21 protein-coding genes and 1 tRNA gene are annotated in these 18,010 nt (G+C 50.5%); 9 read left to right on the top strand and 13 right to left on the bottom strand.

All coding sequences use genetic code 11. The annotated features are described in order from the left end of the window. Positions 1–101: 101 nt before the first annotated feature. Entirely contained in the window at positions 102–392 is a 291-nt protein-coding gene (locus CFI03_RS14310; RefSeq protein ID WP_248757734.1) for a hypothetical protein, read from the top strand. Positions 393–603: 211 nt separating this feature from the next. Here the strand turns inward: CFI03_RS14310 and CFI03_RS14305 are convergent. Continuing rightward, positions 604–676 (bottom strand) — tRNA-Val (locus CFI03_RS14305). Positions 677–809: 133 nt separating this feature from the next. Between CFI03_RS14305 and CFI03_RS14300 the strand changes: the two genes are divergently transcribed. Next, the gene (locus CFI03_RS14300) at positions 810–1,148 is read left to right on the top strand and encodes a cupin domain-containing protein (protein WP_127493573.1); all 339 of its coding nucleotides are present in this window, start codon (positions 810–812) and stop codon (positions 1,146–1,148) included. A gap of 62 nt (positions 1,149–1,210) precedes the next feature. On the opposite strand, the gene CFI03_RS14295 is transcribed toward CFI03_RS14300, so the two are convergent. The 5 genes from CFI03_RS14295 to CFI03_RS14275 form a co-directional block, all read right to left on the bottom strand. After that, positions 1,211–1,948, bottom strand: a complete 738-nt coding sequence (locus CFI03_RS14295) for an anti-sigma factor (protein ID WP_248757733.1) — start codon at positions 1,946–1,948, stop codon at positions 1,211–1,213. Beyond that, a complete protein-coding gene (locus CFI03_RS14290) occupies positions 1,945–2,517 on the bottom strand; it encodes an RNA polymerase sigma factor (RefSeq protein ID WP_248757732.1) in 573 nt (190 codons plus the stop codon). Before CFI03_RS14290 ends, CFI03_RS14295 begins: the two co-directional genes overlap by 4 nt. Positions 2,518–2,628: 111 nt before the next feature. After that, entirely contained in the window at positions 2,629–3,348 is a 720-nt protein-coding gene (locus CFI03_RS14285) for a cupredoxin domain-containing protein (RefSeq protein ID WP_248757731.1), read from the bottom strand. A 10-nt stretch (positions 3,349–3,358) separates the two neighbouring features. Beyond that, positions 3,359–4,618: a plastocyanin/azurin family copper-binding protein gene (locus CFI03_RS14280; protein ID WP_248757730.1), complete on the bottom strand. Its 1,260-nt coding sequence runs from the start codon at positions 4,616–4,618 to the stop codon at positions 3,359–3,361. A 146-nt stretch (positions 4,619–4,764) separates the two neighbouring features. Further along, positions 4,765–4,956 carry a DUF2524 domain-containing protein gene (locus tag CFI03_RS14275; protein ID WP_127493564.1) on the bottom strand — a complete coding sequence of 64 codons (192 nt, stop codon included), beginning with the start codon at positions 4,954–4,956 and terminating at the stop codon, positions 4,765–4,767. 164 nt (positions 4,957–5,120) lie between these two features. Between CFI03_RS14275 and CFI03_RS14270 the strand changes: the two genes are divergently transcribed. Then, on the top strand, positions 5,121–5,285 hold the full coding sequence (locus CFI03_RS14270) for a hypothetical protein (RefSeq protein ID WP_248757729.1): 165 nt from the start codon (positions 5,121–5,123) through the stop codon (positions 5,283–5,285). A 65-nt stretch (positions 5,286–5,350) separates the two neighbouring features. Here the strand turns inward: CFI03_RS14270 and CFI03_RS14265 are convergent, their stop codons facing one another. Further along, positions 5,351–5,584, bottom strand: a complete 234-nt coding sequence (locus tag CFI03_RS14265) for a DUF3892 domain-containing protein (RefSeq protein ID WP_248757728.1) — start codon at positions 5,582–5,584, stop codon at positions 5,351–5,353. Positions 5,585–5,744: 160 nt separating this feature from the next. Continuing rightward, positions 5,745–6,476: an MBL fold metallo-hydrolase gene (locus CFI03_RS14260; protein ID WP_248757727.1), complete on the bottom strand. Its 732-nt coding sequence runs from the start codon at positions 6,474–6,476 to the stop codon at positions 5,745–5,747. Between the two features lie 131 nt (positions 6,477–6,607). Between CFI03_RS14260 and CFI03_RS14255 the strand changes: the two genes are divergently transcribed. The 3 genes from CFI03_RS14255 to CFI03_RS14245 all read left to right on the top strand — a co-directional run bounded on the left by CFI03_RS14255 (position 6,608) and on the right by CFI03_RS14245 (position 8,004). Further along, entirely contained in the window at positions 6,608–6,823 is a 216-nt protein-coding gene (locus tag CFI03_RS14255; RefSeq protein ID WP_127493560.1) for a hypothetical protein, read from the top strand. A gap of 172 nt (positions 6,824–6,995) precedes the next feature. Next, complete coding sequence (locus CFI03_RS14250; RefSeq protein ID WP_127493558.1) at positions 6,996–7,565, top strand: stalk domain-containing protein; 570 nt, start codon at positions 6,996–6,998, stop codon at positions 7,563–7,565. A 118-nt stretch (positions 7,566–7,683) separates the two neighbouring features. Continuing rightward, positions 7,684–8,004: a DUF1292 domain-containing protein gene (locus CFI03_RS14245; RefSeq protein ID WP_127493555.1), complete on the top strand. Its 321-nt coding sequence runs from the start codon at positions 7,684–7,686 to the stop codon at positions 8,002–8,004. Positions 8,005–8,072: 68 nt separating this feature from the next. Here the strand turns inward: CFI03_RS14245 and CFI03_RS14240 are convergent, their stop codons facing one another. Both CFI03_RS14240 and CFI03_RS14235 read right to left on the bottom strand, forming a co-directional pair. After that, positions 8,073–8,471, bottom strand: coding sequence for a DUF1885 family protein (locus CFI03_RS14240; protein WP_248757726.1), 399 nt, complete (start codon positions 8,469–8,471; stop codon positions 8,073–8,075). A gap of 109 nt (positions 8,472–8,580) precedes the next feature. Continuing rightward, positions 8,581–10,050 carry an aminotransferase class I/II-fold pyridoxal phosphate-dependent enzyme gene (locus CFI03_RS14235; protein WP_248757725.1) on the bottom strand — a complete coding sequence of 490 codons (1,470 nt, stop codon included), beginning with the start codon at positions 10,048–10,050 and terminating at the stop codon, positions 8,581–8,583. A gap of 199 nt (positions 10,051–10,249) precedes the next feature. Between CFI03_RS14235 and CFI03_RS14230 the strand changes: the two genes are divergently transcribed. Further along, positions 10,250–11,434: an MFS transporter gene (locus tag CFI03_RS14230; RefSeq protein WP_127493549.1), complete on the top strand. Its 1,185-nt coding sequence runs from the start codon at positions 10,250–10,252 to the stop codon at positions 11,432–11,434. A gap of 126 nt (positions 11,435–11,560) precedes the next feature. After that, positions 11,561–12,175 (top strand): YitT family protein, encoded by a 615-nt coding sequence (locus CFI03_RS14225; protein WP_127493546.1) that lies wholly within the window; start codon positions 11,561–11,563, stop codon positions 12,173–12,175. Between the two features lie 79 nt (positions 12,176–12,254). Here CFI03_RS14225 and CFI03_RS14220 read toward each other — a convergent pair whose 3' ends face one another. Genes CFI03_RS14220 through CFI03_RS14210 form a run of 3 tightly spaced genes read right to left on the bottom strand, consistent with a single transcriptional unit; the run spans position 12,255 to position 14,732 of the window. Next, positions 12,255–12,914, bottom strand: a complete 660-nt coding sequence (locus CFI03_RS14220; RefSeq protein WP_248757724.1) for a TetR/AcrR family transcriptional regulator — start codon at positions 12,912–12,914, stop codon at positions 12,255–12,257. Between the two features lie 55 nt (positions 12,915–12,969). After that, positions 12,970–13,989, bottom strand: a complete 1,020-nt coding sequence (locus CFI03_RS14215) for an ABC transporter permease (protein ID WP_248757723.1) — start codon at positions 13,987–13,989, stop codon at positions 12,970–12,972. Then, positions 13,986–14,732, bottom strand: a complete 747-nt coding sequence (locus CFI03_RS14210; protein ID WP_248757722.1) for an ABC transporter ATP-binding protein — start codon at positions 14,730–14,732, stop codon at positions 13,986–13,988. The genes CFI03_RS14215 and CFI03_RS14210 overlap by 4 nt, the downstream gene beginning before the upstream one ends. A gap of 244 nt (positions 14,733–14,976) precedes the next feature. On the opposite strand from CFI03_RS14210, the gene CFI03_RS14205 reads away from it, so the two are divergent. Then, on the top strand, positions 14,977–17,994 hold the full coding sequence (locus CFI03_RS14205) for an efflux RND transporter permease subunit (protein WP_248757721.1): 3,018 nt from the start codon (positions 14,977–14,979) through the stop codon (positions 17,992–17,994). The last annotated feature ends 16 nt before the right edge of the window (positions 17,995–18,010 follow it).

Genomic DNA, 18,010 nt, shown 5'->3' with positions numbered 1-18,010 from the left:
GAATATCGGAGGCTATCGCCTTCAGGGTCAAGTGTACAGGTCGTATTTCCCCTAAGTGAATACAATAAGCTGTAATCCAAAACTGGAAGGGGATAATTACAGTGAATCGCAACTATTACATGGGCATGGGCAATGTAGGTAGTATGAATGAAGCTAACTTTTGTCCCGATTGTCCAACGCAGACGATTTATGATCCTCCGATTACTCTATATGAGAACTACTACCATCCACAGCTTGTAAATGTCGTCCAAAATATTGAAACGGTGAAGCAACATCATTGTTGTCCCGTCTATCAGCATCTTTACACGCATACTGAGAAAAACGTTATGGTATCGAGCGCGAAACGCGGGAAACAAGTTAAAGCATCTTCCAAGAAACGTTCGAAAAAATAGAGCAAAAACGCGAATATCGTGTGAATTGGGCTGTTTTATTTGTGTGGAGGCGTGCGTGCTAGAGAAGGCATATACAATACCCTTAACAATAGAAGATCAGTAGGTTATGTATAAGGCACGGGTTTCCTGCACTCCGGTATCACTTCATATGAAATACCTGTACCAATAAGAAAACCCGCAGAGCCTAAGGCTTTGCGGGTTTCTGTTCGTATGATCTGTAGTGGGCTCGAACCACTGACCCCTACCCTGTCAAGATAGTGCTCTCCCAGCTGAGCTAACAGATCGTGTAAGTGATGAATATTAATATATCAGCATCCAAAATGAATGTCAACACAATTATTACCTTTTCTCAAACCCGAAAAACTGCTACGATATTTATCACATTAAAGGTCAAGCTGACAACAAGGAGAGACCGAAATGAAGACAAGCAGACAAAACGCGGAACACTACATATGGGGGGACCAATGTGACGGCTGGCATCTGCTGAAGCGGCAGGATTTGAGCATCATCCATGAGAAAATGCCGCCGCATACGGCTGAAACGCGCCATTACCACGAGAAGTCCCAACAGTTCTTCTTTGTTCTTGAGGGGACGGCGACTATTGAGATTGCCGGCGAGACTTTTGAGCTGGAAGCGCATGAAGGGATTCACGTAGCCCCGCATACTCCGCACCAGATGTTTAACCAATCGGATCGCGACATTCAGTTTCTTGTCATATCGGAGCCTACAACCAGGGGAGACAGATATCCTTCCTAATCAGTAAATAAACCGCCATTCGTACCTGATCGTAAGATCGTACGGATGGCGGTTTTTATGCATCAGGAGATCGAGCTGTATAATCTTGTTCCCCTTGGCTGCGTGCCGTGTTCGTCAGGCTCAAGCGTTATGCCAATAGAGTCAAAGGCAAGCGTATCGCCGGATATGGGCATCGCGAGTACCCCGATACCTTTGTCATCAACCCTGAAAGTACCGGCGCTATCCTTTTGCCCGGCATGGTTGAGCCATACCTGGTAGACAGTGCTGTCCTTGGAAGCGGGTGCGCCAAATACGTAAACGACAAATTGCTTATTGCTTCCGTTATCCACAATACAGGCGACGGCATAGGACGAAGCGACGTCATCCGATACCGGCTTTAAGGATATCAGCTGATTGATCTGGGAAGCGGATACGGACAACGCCTGTTCGATAGGGATAACGGATGGGCCGCTTCGGCTGCGATACAGCTCCACATTCCAAGCCGTGCCCGCAACCAATACGGCGAGTACCGCTGCGGCGGCAGCAGCCCAGGTCAGCTTGCGGAAGGAACGTTTTGCAGGGCGCGGTAGCACGGAGGCCAGCACGGCGTCCATGACCTGCTGCTTCAACTCGGCCGGCGGTTCGATCAGCTCCATATCGGAAGGGAGGGAGTCCCATACGAGCCTTAGCTCTTCGAGCTCGGTCTGGCAGGCCGGGCAGCCTGGAAGATGCCGTTCGAAAGCTTTCTTTTCTTTATCGGAACAAGCACCCGAAATATAGTCAAGGGCATTATGGCAAACCGTCACATTTTGCTGCTTCATGATTGCTCTCCTTCGGCCACGAGATGCCTGCGTAATATTTTTAAAGTCTGATGCAGACGGTTCTTTACCGTTCCTATCGGCTGGTTATATATGGTCGCAAGCTCGCTGATGCTATAGCCCTGCCAATAGAAATGCTCAAGCAAATGGATCTGCTGGGCGGACAAATCGCGGTAAGCGCTGCGGATCTGGTCCTTCATCTCGCTGTTAACGGCAGCCGTTTCCGGCGTCGCGGAACCTTCGTCGGGAATTTTGGCCAGCTGCTCCGGTTCGACTTGAACAAGGGGGGCCGTGTCTCTCCGTCTTTTTCGCAGCCAGTCGGTCGTAATATTGCGGGTAATGGTCAGCAGCCAGCTGGAGAACCTGCCTTGCTCGGGATCATAGACGGATTTGGTTGTCCATAATCGCATAAATACGGCCTGGACGATTTCTTTCGCGACATTCTCGTCTTTTAACGTTTTCCAGGCGAAGGAATAAACGAGAGACGAGTAACGGTCGTATAGAACAGAAAGCGCTTCGCTCTGCTTGCTCTGAATGAGCAGCATCAATTGATGATCCGTAAGCTCCCGCATACGATGGTACCTCCAAGAGGATAATATAAATCTATTCTATCAACTGTTTACAGCCTTGCAATACGTAAGGAAAACAGGGATAACCAAGTCTGGTTATCCCTAAGCTTATTTCTATTTGTCCGAGACGCTAATCGTGGCCTGCATGCCCGGATGCGGCATACAGTGATAAGCGAACTCGCCTGCTTTATCAAAGGTAACGGTCTTAGCTTCATTCTCGGCTAACAGCCCGGTATCAAAAGAATTGTCATCGGCTGTCGCGCTATGCTTGATTTCGTCCTTATTAATAAATTTGACGCGGTCACCCGGCTTTATTTCCAGCTTGGCAGGGGAGAAGGCGAAATTCGAAATTTCAACGATATATTCCTTGCCGCCATCGTCCGCACTCGACGCTGTTGCGGCAGGCGAGCTTTTTGGATGATCCTCGCTGGCAGCAGGAGATGTCTTCGAATCATCATCATCATCATCATCGTTCGTGCGCCCGCCATGATGATCATCATGGGTGGGGGCTGGCGAAGGTTTTGGCGTGACTGCTGCCGAAGCCTGCGGTTTGGCCGTCGCCGAAGCTTGGGGTTTCGCTGTTGCCGATGCTTCTGGAGCTGCAGACGGTGACGGCGATTCCGAAGGCGTGGCTGATTCATGCTGCATATTCTCGTGCTCATCACTAGACATAGATGCTTCCGGAGTAGGGCTTGGCGTGACGGTCGCCGCCTCCTGCGATGGAGGGGGAGCGGAGGCCGCCTTATCGGATGAGCTGCCGCATGCCGCCAGAAGAAACGCAAACAGTAGTCCGGATAACAGGAGCAGCAGGCTTTTGCTAGTTATAAATTTCATGATAAATCCCTCACTTCACAATAATCTGACCGGTCATAAACGATTTGTGCAGCTCGCAATAGTAATTGTAGGTACCCGGTTTATCCAAGGTAATCGTATAGGACTCTCCAGTTTTGAGCACGGGAACTTTAAAGCTGCCGTCGACGGCCACCGCGTTATGCTCCATCTCGTCTAAGTTAGTGAAAGTGATTTTGGAGCCGGCTTCAACGGTCAGAGGTTCCGTGCCGAAAGAGAACTGTTTAATATCTATCCGGTAGGTTTTGGCTTCCGGTGTCATGCCTTTAAAGGTAGACGGATTAATAACAAACCATACCTGGTTTACGTTCTGGCCAAGCACATCCCCGGATTGTGCATCCTTAATGAAGTAGTAGAGCGGGTAGCCTTTGTAAGTCCATTGCTCCGTGCCGTCGGCACGGGTGATGCTCGAGAAATCGGCTTTGTTCAGGAAAGCGGGAATTTGCAGCTCATCGGATGTGAACACGGGCCAGTTGACGAGGCATTGTCCACCGCAAGCATTGATATTCTCGGCATCCTTGGTGAAATAGTACAAGGTCATGCCGTTACTGTCGGTCAGATAAGCACCCAGCTTTTGATGGCTTCGCAGCTGAATTCTTTTCCCTTGAGGAAGGGCTGCGGATTGCGGGAGTACGCCTTTCTGCTGGAGGTTAACGAAAAAGGTTTGCCCTTGCGGGGTTTGCACGGTTAAGGCTTCGATAAGCGCTGTCGCAAGATGAGCGTTGGTCAGCGGACTGGCTGCCGCAATGGATGCCATCCCTTTGGAAGCGGCAAAGGTCAACGTATCCGCATAGGCGAACTCGGAACCGGAACGGAAGCCGATATTTTCGAGAAGTACTTTGTACAGCTGTTGAGCGCTGACGGGATCGTTCGGATGGAAGGAACCGTCCGGGTTGCCGGCCCAGCCCAGTTCAGGATGCTGCTTCAAGTAAGCGAGAATAGGAACATTGGATTTGCCTGCTTTGTCTGCGTCTTTAAAGGAAGAAGAGCCCGTGCCCGCCATGGCCTCCTTCAAATGGCCGTTCAGGCGCAAAGAAATAATGGCCGCCTGCATGCGGGTTGTCTGCTTGGCTAGGTAAGTTTCGTTAACGCCGCTGCCGTCGCCCAGCAGGAGTCCCAGCTTCGCCGCCGATTCTGCGTCGGTTGTCACGGAAGGGGGCTGCGTTTCCGCTGCCGAGGCTCCGATAACTGACGACAGCAGACTCGTTAAGAGTACCGCGGCAAACATAAACATGGTTAATTTTTTGGTGGTCATGAATAATCCTCCTTAAAAGAATAATGGTCTCTTATAGGAGGTAACGAAGGAAAGGAGAAAGCGGTTTGAAGGAAATTGAATTTTTTATCGGGGTTGCAAAAGAGGAAGGCCCATGCGCTTAAGCATGGACCTTTTGCGTCTCGTTATTAATGATTACTATGCGGAATATCGCATTTGTTCTGAATGAACCGGATCTGATTCTCGAGCCGGTTAATCTCCTCCTGCTGCTCGGCAGTGGAGGCGGATCCGTTTCTTAACGAATCAAGCTGCGCGATAAGGTTCGGCAAGTCGGAAGAAGCATTTGCGCAATCATAGCTGCTGTTCAAATCTAAAGTCATCGTGAAGTTACTCTCCCTTCGGTATTGTGAGTACGTTTGTCCGCCAATTAGTATGATCCGGATCGGCAATTATGATGCGAACTTGTGACAAAATTAGCATATTTTATTCTAGCCATACATACCTGTATAGAAAGCATTTGCATGACTAATAGGAGGCGGTATCGTTGGCACAGGAGTATGCCTATATGGCCGTATGGCTTCTGGGCTTGTTTGGCATCGTGGGTACGGTAATCGCATGTGTGGCAAGGTTTGTCGTAAATGATTCTTTATCGTATGATCAAACGCATGTATGGCGCAGAAAGCTGCCTCCCGAAACAAAGAAAAAATGACCATCGATTATGAGATGAAGAAAAAAAATCGGCTGTCCGCGATCGCGGCAGCCGATTTTCCGGTTTTAGAAGGTTGGCAGATTGTCGAGATTATTGTCCTTGCGGCCGTCCGCGTTAGAACGAAGATGCTCTTCGTGGTCACGGCCTTTAAAAACGTTTAATCCGGCAATTTCATTATTTTTAACCATCGACTGCGCGGTTTTGTAATCGACGACCCGGCCAGACGTTAATTGCAGTTCAACAATATCGCCGTCTCCGTTCTTGCGTACGGCAATGACTTCTTCTTGTGTGTGATCCATATTATCATCCTCCCGATGATAGTATGGATCGATTTGGCCCAATATATGCACGTACCTGCATGTACGCTGATTTTAACCTTTAACCGGAATGCATCCCTCTGCATAAGCTATACCTAGAGCGGATGTCTGCAGCGCCAGTAGCGCGGTGGATATCTGCTTGTTAGGTTTTAATTTCGTAAACGGCAAACTGCTCCACGAAGCGCATTTTTCCCGTATAACCGACGAACTCTTCCATATTGTCGTTATAGTGCATCAACCACACTTTCTCCTGGATGTCCTCGGGCAGCGTGAGCAGCTCTTCCAGACTCGCATGGACAACACCCGGGGAGACAAGCTGACAGTCATGGAAGATCGTTGATACGCCGTCCTCGATCAATTCCTTCAGCAATCCGCCGTCAAATTTCATATCCGCGGAATAGAAAAAGTTCTCGTTAAAGAGGAAGGAGTAGCTGAGCTTGCCCGCGATATGATCCGTCCGGATCAGCTTCACGCGAATTTCGGGATGGATCTCGTACGACTCGCCTTCCTTGATTGGACGAACATCAAAGAAATCGGACAGCGCGTTAAGCGGCTCCTGCGTCAAGCCTCCGCGAAGCGTCTGCTCCCATAATGGCTCAACCAGCGTATCGGCAATATACAGGACAGGCTTTTTGCCGTAACGGAACATCATCTGGAACGCGTATTCCTCCAGCCCGCCGACATGGTCGGCATGCATATGGCTGATTAGTACGGCATCGAGATCGTTAAACGAGTAACCGGCATCGTGAAGCGACCGGGGCAGCGTGATGCCGCAGTCCACGAGCAGCTTAAAACCGTCAACTTCAATTAAAGCATTATTATTCGAATACTTTTTCGCGAAAGCTCCGCCGGTGCCAAGCATTTGGATTTGCAAGCTTAGATCGCCTCCCTTTCTAGTTGTCTTCACTTTACCAAATAACGCAAGATGTTGACAAACAACAGATGCATAATGCCCTCCGCCTACATATAATGCAGAAGCAAAAACGGCGGGAGGATTGAATGAAAATGAGTGCAGCAGCGGCAAAGGGCAAAGGCAAAGTTGTGAAGAAGAAAAAGTCGTCCAGTGAAAGAAAGCAGTATTACTACAAGCTTGTGTTGTCCGACACTTGCGCGGTATGCAAAACGCCATGCGAGCGTGGGATGCGCTATTGGAAGCGAATGCAGGAGCCCGGAGCGGTGGGGAAGGGCGTACCTTGCATCTTGACCCGCACTTACAGCTAACCGCGGGCAATACGTAAGTATTTCCTGGGCAAGCGCATGATTCAACAGCTTTTGACAGATTCAGCCTTGAACGGTCAGGCTTAAAAACTTTTATTGCGGGGCGCAACTTTGGGCCAAAACCCGAGTATAACCAAACATCCAGACAAACCGGATGGAGGGAGGGTTAACAGCAATGAAAGTCGGATTCAAAAAAGTAGCTATTCTGCTCGCTATTTTGTCGGTATTCGGAGGTACGCTCATTTTCGCCGATTCTGCATCCCAGAAAGTACGCGTTATTGTAAACGGCAGTGAGCTGGATGACGGCGGCATTATTGTGGACGGCAAAACCTACTTGCCTCTTCGCCAGATGGTAAACAGCCTGAATGCGCTTGTTGACTGGGATAATCAGAGCAAGAAAGCGACAATTAACAAGCCTAATGTCCATATGATTCTGTTCCAGGATAAAGTCATCTTTGGCAATGTGGACAAAGGCAACAAATATACGTTTAATGTCTTCTCCCAAATCGACAATCTTAAGACAGACATCTCTGCTGTAAAAGTGTCGATTACGGACCCTTACGGCACCGAGAAGGTTATTCAATCCCAGAATGTCAGCATCACGAAGGATAATTTCTGGTACCGGACGGAGGATATCAAATACAACTTCGAGTACGCCGGCAAATACGCGGTACGGTTCTATTTGAAGACATCGCCATCGGATGACTGGACGGTTGTATCGGAGAAGCTCATCACATCCCAGTAAAACTAAGGCTTTGAATAAGGACGCTCCGGACTACGGCCGGGCGTCTTTTGTTTGACCGGCGATTCTTCGCATGGTACGATACGTAAGTATGTATAAATAACTGAAATGGGGTAATTCCATGAGCGAGCATCAACATCAGCACGGCGAAGACTGCGGCTGCGGACATGATCACGAACATGATGAGCATGTGTTCATCGTGACAGACGACGAAGGCCAAGAGCGTGAAATGGTCATGGTCTATACATTTGAATCGGAGAACAACGTTTACGCGGTATTGCTGGATCGCAACGATCCGGAGGCTGACGGCGTTATCTTCCGTATTGAAGAAGAGAATGACGAAGCATTCCTCGTTGGGATCGAAGACGATGCGGAGTGGGATCGCGTAACGGCGATCTACGAAGAAATCGCGCGCACCGAGAACGAGAACAAAGAAGGTTAATGACCTAAAACACCCGTCTATTCCAAACGGCTGCTTCAGCCTTGGATAGACGGGTGTTTTTTTGTATGTCATTTACGCGGATTATAATAAATCGTTCGGCCGTTAAACATCGTAAGCTCGGCAAGCAGCTGTTTGGCTAAATACTTGCAGAGCTCGTTAGCTTTGGCTTTGTCGCCATGGGTGGACCCGTCGGGAAGGACGACTTGAATCGTGGAAGGGCCCTCATCTCCATTGCCAAACACGATATATTTGTATCCGGGATTGGTGCCTTGCAAGTAAAACCATCGGTCATCCTGTTTCGATTCGAACGTATACGGAAAAGCCGCTTTTGCGTAATCCCAGTCTAGCTGCGTTCCGGTTAAAGCGGTCTGCTCCCGGTAATGGATTAGCTTTTCCTTCAGTTCTTCCAGCGGAAGCTCACTAACGGCAGATCCTTGAACAAGCTTAATAAATGCGCTTTGACTCATTCATCCCACCCCCACCTCATCATAGCATGGCGCTCTAAAGGTTTACAATAAGTGGAATCATGCAAAAAGCCAACAGCTTCGCCTAAGAGCTCTGCCGTTGGCTTTTCGTTTAGAAGATCGCGTTTTCTTCCACGATGACTTTAACGAACTGAATGCTGCGATCCTCCGGCCCTTTGACAGGCAGTCCGACCTCAACATGATCCACGATATAGTCGATGTTTTTCTGCGAGATAACTTCACCAGGAAGCAAGATCGGAATGCCCGGCGGATAGACGTAAATAAATTCGGCGATAATCCGTCCGGCTGACTCTTTGAACGGTACGATTTCCGTCTCGCCATAGAAAGCGTCGCGCGGCGTCAGGGACAGCTGCGGGATATCCGGAATTTTTACGACAAGCTCGCGGGCTTCCGCGCCTTCATGGTACGTCTCCGACAAGCCGCGGAGCGCTTGCAGCAATTTATCGACCGACTCGGAGGTATCTCCGGGCGTCACGAGGCAAAGAATGTTATACATGTCGCTCATCTCGATCTCTACGTTGTAGTGATCGCGGAGCCAGTTCTCAACCTCGTAGCCGGTTACGCCAAGATGGCGGACATGCACCGTAACTTTGGTTGGATCATAATCGTAGGTCGCTTCGTCGCCGAGAATATCTTCGCCAAAGCAATAAAGGCCAGGGATCTGATTAATCCGTTCACGGGCATATTGGGCAAGCTCAATCGCTCTCTCCGCAATTTCATGGCCGTTAATCGCCAGATTGCGGCGGGACGTGTCCAGTGAAGCGAGCAAAATATAAGATGTCGAAGTTGTCGTCAGCATACTCAGGATCGTCTGGATGCGGAACGGGTTGATCCGACCTTTGCGTACGTTCAAGACCGAGCTTTGCGTCATGGAGCCGCCAAGCTTATGTACGCTTGTAGCTGCCATATCGGCACCGGCCTGCATGGCGGACATCGGGAGCTTCTCATGGAAATGAATAAGTACGCCATGGGCTTCGTCGACAAGAACCGGAATATCGTAGCTGTGAACAAGATCCACGATTTCCTTCAGATTCGCGCAAATGCCGAAGTAAGTCGGGTTAATGACCAGAACGGCCTTGGCATCCGGATGACGGTCCAACGCTCGTTTCACCGAGCGGGTCGTAATGCCGTGGTCGATACCGAGATTCGAATCGCGCGCGGGCGAGATAAATACCGGACGCGCGCCGGCGAAAATAATGGCGGCCATAACGGACTTATGAATGTTGCGCGGGACGATAATTTTGTCGCCCGGGCTGCAGACCGTCAGAATCATCGTAATAATCGCTCCGCTGGTGCCTTGAACGGAGAAATACGTGTAATCCGCGCCAAAAGCATCTGCCGCAAGTTTTTGCGCTTCTTCAATAACGCCGGTCGGCTGATGCAAGTCATCAAGCGGAGCTATATTTATAAGATCGATCGACAAGGCGTTGTCGCCGATAAATTCGCGAAACTCAGTATCGCTGCCGAGACCTTTCTTATGCCCCGGAATATGAAATTGTACCGGATCGTTCTCCGCATGGCGGCGGAGTGCGCTGAAGAGCGGGGTTTTGTTATGATCCATCGCTTTCGTCCCTGCCTTTCGACTGTCGTCTAATGTCTAATGTACAAACAAAGTTGAGTATAGCAAAAACAAGTCGGAATGCAAGCAACAATTTTATTGATGAAGTCAGGCATTCCGAAGCTGGACTAGTATTGTTCTCCATTTGTTCATAACTATGGCCAGCTTGATATGATACGATAAGGGATGGGGTGAAGACAAAATGCGAGATAAACGACTTCTTATAGTAATGGCTATTCTAATGACCACCTTCATCGGGTTCGGGATTATTATTCCTGTTATGCCTGAAATGATTAAAGCCGTCAGCCCGGGTAACGCCGAGCATCATACGGGTTTAATGCTTGCGCTCTACTCAGCTGTATCGTTCATACTCTCTCCATATTGGGGAGGCTTATCCGACCGGATTGGCCGGAGGCCGATTATTATCATTGGCGTGACCGGTTTTGCAATCAGTTTCTTCTTGTTTGGCTTATCTTCCGACAATTTAACCATGATGTATCTTTCCCGTATTCTCGGGGGCTTGTTCTCCGGGGCGGTCACTTCGGTTATTGTCGCTTACGTAGCGGATATTACGCCGCCGGAGCAGCGTACAAAAGGCATGGGACTTGTCGGAATGTCGATTGGCTTCGGTTTTACGATTGGTCCCGGCGTAGGCGGTCTGCTTAGTCAGGTTTCGCTCGAAGCCCCTTTTTACGCGGCATCGATAATGGCATTAATTACTTTGTTCTTCGCAATAACCAAGCTGAAGGAATCGCTGCCGCCCGAGAAGCGGAGAGCTGCGGGCGAGAAGCGGGAATCCCGCTGGTCGGCTTTTACCGGGCCGCTTAAGTTTCTGTACGTTCTTGCGTTCTTCGTTACCTTTACGCTTGCCGGCATGGAAGCAACGCTGCAGTTCTTCGGCATTCAGCGCTTTGACGTAACGCCGGTGCAGGTGGGCATGCTGTTCTTCGTATGCGGCTTTGTTGGCGCGCTTGTGCAAGGCGGTGTCGTTCGGCGGAGAATCAAGCGGGGGCAGGAGCCTCAATACATCGCGCTTGGCTTGATCATTTCGGCCGTTGGCTTCTTCCTGCTGCTTGCTGCCCATTCCTTGTGGTGGGCTACGATGTCGCTTGCCGTATTCGGCATTGGCAACTCGCTGATCCGTCCATGCGTAACCTCGTTAATTACCCAGAAGACGAAAGTGGGTCAAGGCGTTGCCTCCGGCCTCAGCTCTTCGATGGACAGCTTGGGACGTATTCTTGGACCGCTTGTTGGTTCGTTCTTGTTTACGCTCGATTTGCGCCTGCCATACGTTTCCGGCGGCATTCTGTGTCTCTTGGCATTGATCCTGCTTGTACAGTTCCGCAGAATGGACGGTACAGCGGGTTCTACCGCAGCACAGGAATAAGGACTGGCGTTAAAGCCGGCATCTCATGAATATATGAGAGGCCGGCTTTTTTTTGTTTTTTCCAGAGAATGGCATGTACCAGGCCCGCATATAAATGAGGTAGAGCAAAAAGAGGTGAAAGGTAGAATGGGGATTCTGTCATGGCGCAGGTGGGCGGCCATCATTTTGGGGAGCCTGCTGATATCGGTCGGGATTAATTTTTTTCTGATTCCGTTGATGATTCTGGACGGGGGGCTTATAGGGATCGCCCTTATCGTCAATTATCTGCTTCACATTCAAGTGGGTCTGACCATGCTGCTATGCAGTATCCCGATTTTTGCCCTGGTCTGGTTTCAAAGCCGGAGTATGATCTACCAGAGCCTGAACGGCCTGCTGTTATCCAGCTATGTCATCGATTTGCTCAGCCCCTACCGGTTCCACTTTCTCTATTACATTGAATGGACTCCGTTTACGCGGGCGGTGCTTGGCGGCTTTTGCATTGGGACAGGCCTCGGTATCATGCTAAGGAACGGTACTTCCACGGGAGGGACGGATCTTCTGGCCCATTTTTTGTCCCGCTATATACCGTTAAACGTTGGGGTTATTATTTTTTTAACGGATTTTATCATTATCGGAACGGGGGCCATTCTGCTTCCTGAAGATACGTTTCTGCTATCTCTAATAACGGTTGCGGCAGGTGGGGTGGCGACAAGTCTATGCACGTGGAATTTACCGCATAATCACCAATTCAAGCATCATTAAAAGCCGAAAGCATCGCGGGAAGCCGCTCTCATGCAAGAGAGGGGTACTCGCGATGCCTTCGGTTTTTTGCTTCGTACGTTTACGGCGCTAACCCCTTCATAATAAAAGCGATAGTCGCTTCCCGTTCCTGCTCATCATTCCAGCTGCTGCCTTCCCGTTTGCCGTAAATCATTCGTATGGCGGCATATCCAATGAGCGAGGAGACTGTAAGCCTAATGATTGTATAAGGCGACCAGTTCACAAGGGTGCCTTCTTCCTGGAACCTGAGGATGTTGGGGGTGACCTTTTCGAATACTTTCGCGAGAATCAGTTTCTCGAATTGCTCCTGCAGTTCCGGATGGAATGGGATCTCTTGAATAAAAATTTTCAGTACGTTTAAATGCTTCTCAAGAAACGCCAGCCTGTTCTCGAGAATCGCGCGAAGCATCTGATCGTAGCTGTCGTATTTGCTGTCCAGCACTTTATAGAACTCCCTCATCACAAACGGCGCGACCAGCTTTGCCATCACCGGTGCCACGATGGAGACTAGCAATTCTTTTTTCGTTTTGTAATGGCGGAAAATCGTACCTTCCGCCACACCCGCACGTTGTGCGATCTCGCTCGTGGATGATCCGGCAAAGCCTTTTTCCGCAAAGATTTCGGAGGCAGCCTTGACGATTTTCAGCTGCTTATCGGTCATTGATTTCTCTTCGCCAAGCTTATTCAGCTCATCCAGCCATTCTTCAATCGGCTCGCTCATGCCAGACACTCCCTTTTTGCCCATTCCCGTTATTATAGCAGAAAAAGAAGGACGCCTACATCCGGCGGTGCTTCTTTAATGCCGCAACGTTGAGCAGGGCGAACAGGATCGACAAGCCCGCCAGCACGTAAATATCGAGTTGGATATCGGCAATGCCTTCCCCTCGAATCATAATTCCCCGCATGGCATCCGCGCCGTAGTACAACGGCATGATGAAGCTGAGCTTCTGCAGAACCGGATTCATGGCATCCAGATTAAACAACCCGGAGAAAAAAGCCTGAGGCACGATAATAATCGGAATGAACTGGATGATCTGAAATTCGCTGCTCGCAAACGAGGACAGCAACGTGCCCAGCGTTAACGCGGTCAAAGACAGCAGAAGATTAATCAGCAGCATATTGACGATATGGCCGGCCATCGACATTCCAAGCACTTGAACGGAAAACCAGGCGATCAGGGAAGCCTGGAGCAGCGTGAAGATTCCAAACCCGGCTAAGTAGCCAAGCACAATCTCCGATCTGCGGATTGGCGTCGCCAGCAGTCTTTCCAGCGTTCCGCTAGTGCGTTCGCGAAGGAAGGATACGCCAGCGAGCAGGAAAACAAAGAAGAAGGAAAAGAAGCCGATGAGTACGGGACCAAATGAATCGAATGAGGCCATGTCCGGTCCGCCGTACAGATAATGAACCGTAGGAGCAAGCTCCTGAACATTGCTCTGCAGAGCTTTTTGCATGACAAGCTGCGTGCTGCGGCTTACCGACGGATCGCTTCCCTCTAGCGTAATATCCGGTTTGCCTTCTTTAATCTGAATGACGGCATCAAGCTTCCCGTTCCTCAAAGCCTCTTCGGCCTCGCTAACGGAATTATAAACGGTAATGCTTGCATTCTGCTCTTCAAGCTTCTCGGCAAACGCGCTGGCCGGGCCCGTCAATCCGATCTCCGGCGATACGGTTCTGCCGTCGAATACAAGCTTTGTTAAGCTGAGAATGAGAAGAGGGGCGAGGAATAACAAAGCCAAAGTCCGTTTGTCGCGGACAAACTGGCGGATAATGCGCACAACGAGCGCACGTATTCTCATGCTTGCGCCTCCTTCCGGCTGCCAAGGGCGATAAACGCTTCTTCGATTGTATGGACTTCCGCTTGCCGGGTAATAGCTTCGGGAGTGTCCAGCGCAATTAATTTACCGTCGCGGATGAGTCCCAAGCGGTCGCATTTCTCGGCTTCGTCCATGACGTGGGTGGTGACGATAATCGTTACGCCTTGCTGCGCCAAGGCGCGAAGCTCATTCCAAATCGCTTGACGGAGAACAGGATCGATACCAACCGTCGGTTCGTCAAGCACGAGAAGCCGGGGTTCATGCAGCAGAGCGATGGCAAGCGATAAGCGGCGTTTCATGCCGCCGGAATAAGCGGTTACCGCTTTATCCAGATGATCGGTCAAATTCACAAGCGCGGCGGCAGACTGGATTCGGGAAGCGAGAGCTTTACCGGAAAGCCCGTAGAGGGAGCCGTAAAAACCCATGTTTTCCTTGCCGGTTAGCTCCTGATAGAGAGCATCGGACTGCGCCATATACCCGAAGGTTTGCAGCATCTTGAGCTGGGGCATCGGCTCGCCGAACAATTCAACCTGTCCGTCGTCGGCGAGGTCGATGCCGGTTATAAGCTTGATGAGCGTCGTTTTTCCGGAGCCTGACGGACCAAGAAGCCCAAACAGCTCCCCGCGTGGCACGGTGAGCGTAATATCATCCAATACTTTCCGGTCCCCGAACTTTCTTGTGATTCGGGAGACGGCAATAGCAGGCTTTTCCGCTGATTTCGTCAATAGAAACACCTCTTTGATTAGAGTGAGTGATTACTCATTTTTCAGTATAAAAGCAGTCCGCTCAGCTGTAAAGTGAGTACTTGCTCATTTTGGATACTGGACCTAAGTCGTAGAACAGCTCCGACCCGGGGCGAGAGTAAAATACCGTCTGGAGACGTTTTTACATTATTTTCAATGCAGGTATGCTTAGAAATGTCAAAAACACATAAAAGAGAAATCCGAATAGGGAGAAGGAGTAGTTGTAATGAACAAGTTAACCGAATGGTCGTTCCGTAACAAGGCGGCCGTTATCCTGATCGTCGTTATGGCATTGACGGTTGGGGTCATCAGTTATTTGAAGCTGCCAATGGAGTTTCTGCCGGAAGCGGATAACCCGCAAGTCATGGTGACCGTAATCGGGCCAGGCATGGACGCCAAATCGATGGAGCAGCAAGTGACGAACCCGCTCGAAGAAGCGGTTATGTTCACGAAAGGCAAGACCGATATGTTCTCGACTTCGGGGAACGGTTACGCCCAGGTTAACGTAAATTTCGATTCCAATACGAATATGAAGGAAGCGAAGGCCGAGATCGAGCGTTCGGTTGATCAGGTTCAGCTTCCCCAAGGCGTCATGAAGCCATTTGTTGTCCAGTTTAATACGTCGATGATTCCGATCTCCTGGATCGTTGTTACGTTTGACGAAGGTCTTAGCGAGCAAGAGAAGGATGCCAAGATCAAGCTGGTCAATACGGAGCTGCAAAAGTCCGAGGGAGCGGGCCAGATCAGCGTGAACGGCAAGTCAACGCCATCGATCCACATTACTCCCGATACGGATAAGATGGCGCAAAAGGGACTTCCGGTTCAATCCCTGCTCAGCGTGCTGCAAGGACGCGGCGTATCCGCTTCGATCGGCGAACGCAATGTAGACGGCGCTGCCGGCAACATTAATGTATATGACGAAGTAACAAGCGTCGATACGCTTCGCAATCTTCCGGTTGCCCCTGGCGTGAAGCTGTCCGATGTCGCAAAGGTTGAGCAGGCGAAAGAGCAGGAGAGCATCAGCCGGATGAACGGCAAGGACGCGATTTTGTTCACCGTATCGAAGTCGGCTAACGCCAATGCCGTATCTACGGGCAAAAACGTGGAGAAGACGGTCGAGCGTCTGAACAAGGATGTAAAAGGCGTAGACGCGGTTGTTCTGCTCAGCACTGCTGAATCCGTTACTCACTCCGTTAACAGCATGCTTCGCGAAGTACTGATGGGTGCATTGTTTGCAACGATTATCATTCTGCTCTTCATGCGTAATTTCCGCGCAACGCTGGTTACGATCGTATCCATCCCGTTGTCGCTTGGCATCACGCTATACCTGCTAGACCTGTCCGGCGTAACCCTGAATATCATTACGCTTGGCGGCGTGGCCGTAGCGGTAGGACGCCTTGTGGACGACAGTATCGTCGTTATCGAGAACATTTACCGGAGGCTGCAAAAGGAGCCGTTCTCGGTTACCGTTATTACCGACGCAACAAAAGAAGTCGCAACGGCGATTACGTCTTCGACACTGGTTACCGTGGCGGTATTCCTGCCGATGGGTCTGCTCCGCGGTTCGCTGCAGGCCTTCCTGCTGCCATTCGCGCTTACCGTAGCGTATTCTCTCTTGTCCTCGCTGCTGGTTGCATTAACGGTAGTACCGCTGCTTAGCGCGATTCTGCTTCGCGGAACGAAGGAAAAGCCGCATAAAGGCTCGGAGAAATTCGCATCGTTTATCCGCTGGAATCTGCAGCACAAATGGGTCACGCTGCTGATCGCTTTAGTTCTGTTCGTAGGTTCTATCGGCTCTTACGCGATGATGCCAAAGGGTGCGCTTGACTCCTCCAGTGCGGAGAACCTGAACATTTCCCTTCAGTACCCAAGCGATACGCCTTCCGAGAAGGTTGAACAGGGCGGCACGCAGCTGGAAAGTTTCCTGAAAGACAGCAAGAGCGTGGAATGGGTGATTATGCAGCTTGGCAACAGCTCCGAAAACGCGCAATACGGTTCGGTATCCTCGCCGACGCTTGTAACGTATATGGTTGATCTGAAGAAAGGCGTGGACGCCGAAGTATTCATGGATGAAGTGAAGAAGCAAAAAACGAATTTCAGCGATGCCGAGCTGTCCGTAAATGCCACGGATCTGATGATGGGCGGCGGCGGATCGCAAGTCTTCGTTGACGTCACGGGCGATGATCCTGAGAAGCTGACGCAGACAGCGGATCAACTGATTGCCGCGATCAAACCGATTAAAGGCGTGCTTAAAGTACAAAGCAACCAGGAAGAGAAAAAGCCGGTCTATACGTTCCAGGTGGACCCGGAAAAAGCGAAAGGCCAGGAAGTTTCAATGCAGCTGCAGAGCATTCTGAATCCGGTGCCGGTAGGCAGCATCAAGGTAGACGGACGCGACACCTCCGTCGTCGTGCAGCCGGTTGTTAATCCGGATACCGAAGCGGCTCTTAAGAATCTGACGATTGCAACGGAATCCGGCGTGGTTCCGGTATCAAGCGTGGCGAAGCTGGTACGCACGGAAGAGCCAAGCTTGTATTACCATAAAGAAGGCAAGGTTTATGTCCGGATTACGGCTGATGCGGATCCTCAAAAGCTCTCTGTTATAGGTGCGGATATTAAGAAAGCCGCAGATAAGCTGAAGCTGCCGGATGGCGTCGAACTGAAGGTTGGAGGCGCATCGGCTGACCAAGCAAGCGATTTTGCGGACATTGGGATGACAGCGCTGATCTCGATCGGCATCGTGTACTTGATTATGGTGCTGACCTTCAAAACGTTGCGCGCTCCGCTCGCTATTATGTTCTCGCTGCCGCTTGCGGCGATTGGCGCAGTCGTAGGCCTCTTGATCTCCGGCGTTACGCCTGACTTTACCGCGATGTTTGGCGCGTTGATGCTAATAGGCATCGTTGTGACGAACGCGATCGTTCTAATCGACCGCGTGAAGCAAAACGAAGAAACGATGTCGATCCGAGATGCGCTCGTAGAAGCGGCAACTACACGGATGCGTCCGATCATCATGACGGCTGTTGCAACGATTTGCGCGATGCTGCCTCTCGTGTTCGGGGCCAGCGAATCGGGCAGCATCGTATCGCAGAGCTTGGCGATCGTCGTGATTGGCGGTCTGGCCGCGGCAACGCTTCTGACGCTGATCGTTGTTCCTTGCATGTACGAATTGTTCTTCTTCCGCGCTTCCCGCAAGCAGCGCCGTGCCAAAGCGCAGGCCGCCAAAGCAGCAACCGCGGTCTAACAAAAAAGGTTAACAA

Origin of the sequence: Paenibacillus sp. ATY16, assembly GCF_003399985.2 — a bacterium.
GTDB lineage: Bacteria > Bacillota > Bacilli > Paenibacillales > Paenibacillaceae > Pristimantibacillus > Pristimantibacillus glycanilyticus.
The sequence above is the reverse complement of the archived record's forward strand: the minus strand, read 5'-3'. Positions and strand labels throughout refer to the sequence as shown.

Bases quoted from the DNA above. Each gene is read 5' to 3' on its own strand.
- CFI03_RS14230 (WP_127493549.1), top strand. From the start codon at position 10,250: ATGCGAGATAAACGACTTCTTATAGTAATGGCTATTCTAATGACCACC.
- CFI03_RS14240 (WP_248757726.1), bottom strand. From the start codon at position 8,471: ATGAGTCAAAGCGCATTTATTAAGCTTGTTCAAGGATCTGCCGTTAGT.
- CFI03_RS14235 (WP_248757725.1), bottom strand. From the start codon at position 10,050: ATGGATCATAACAAAACCCCGCTCTTCAGCGCACTCCGCCGCCATGCG.
- CFI03_RS14280 (WP_248757730.1), bottom strand. From the start codon at position 4,618: ATGACCACCAAAAAATTAACCATGTTTATGTTTGCCGCGGTACTCTTA.
- CFI03_RS14205 (WP_248757721.1), top strand. From the start codon at position 14,977: ATGAACAAGTTAACCGAATGGTCGTTCCGTAACAAGGCGGCCGTTATC.
- CFI03_RS14295 (WP_248757733.1), bottom strand. From the start codon at position 1,948: ATGAAGCAGCAAAATGTGACGGTTTGCCATAATGCCCTTGACTATATT.
- CFI03_RS14215 (WP_248757723.1), bottom strand. From the start codon at position 13,989: ATGAGAATACGTGCGCTCGTTGTGCGCATTATCCGCCAGTTTGTCCGC.
- CFI03_RS14245 (WP_127493555.1), top strand. From the start codon at position 7,684: ATGAGCGAGCATCAACATCAGCACGGCGAAGACTGCGGCTGCGGACAT.
- CFI03_RS14290 (WP_248757732.1), bottom strand. From the start codon at position 2,517: ATGCGGGAGCTTACGGATCATCAATTGATGCTGCTCATTCAGAGCAAG.
- CFI03_RS14265 (WP_248757728.1), bottom strand. From the start codon at position 5,584: ATGGATCACACACAAGAAGAAGTCATTGCCGTACGCAAGAACGGAGAC.
- CFI03_RS14285 (WP_248757731.1), bottom strand. From the start codon at position 3,348: ATGAAATTTATAACTAGCAAAAGCCTGCTGCTCCTGTTATCCGGACTA.
- CFI03_RS14255 (WP_127493560.1), top strand. From the start codon at position 6,608: ATGAGTGCAGCAGCGGCAAAGGGCAAAGGCAAAGTTGTGAAGAAGAAA.
- CFI03_RS14220 (WP_248757724.1), bottom strand. From the start codon at position 12,914: ATGAGCGAGCCGATTGAAGAATGGCTGGATGAGCTGAATAAGCTTGGC.
- CFI03_RS14250 (WP_127493558.1), top strand. From the start codon at position 6,996: ATGAAAGTCGGATTCAAAAAAGTAGCTATTCTGCTCGCTATTTTGTCG.
- CFI03_RS14275 (WP_127493564.1), bottom strand. From the start codon at position 4,956: ATGACTTTAGATTTGAACAGCAGCTATGATTGCGCAAATGCTTCTTCC.
- CFI03_RS14225 (WP_127493546.1), top strand. From the start codon at position 11,561: ATGGGGATTCTGTCATGGCGCAGGTGGGCGGCCATCATTTTGGGGAGC.
- CFI03_RS14300 (WP_127493573.1), top strand. From the start codon at position 810: ATGAAGACAAGCAGACAAAACGCGGAACACTACATATGGGGGGACCAA.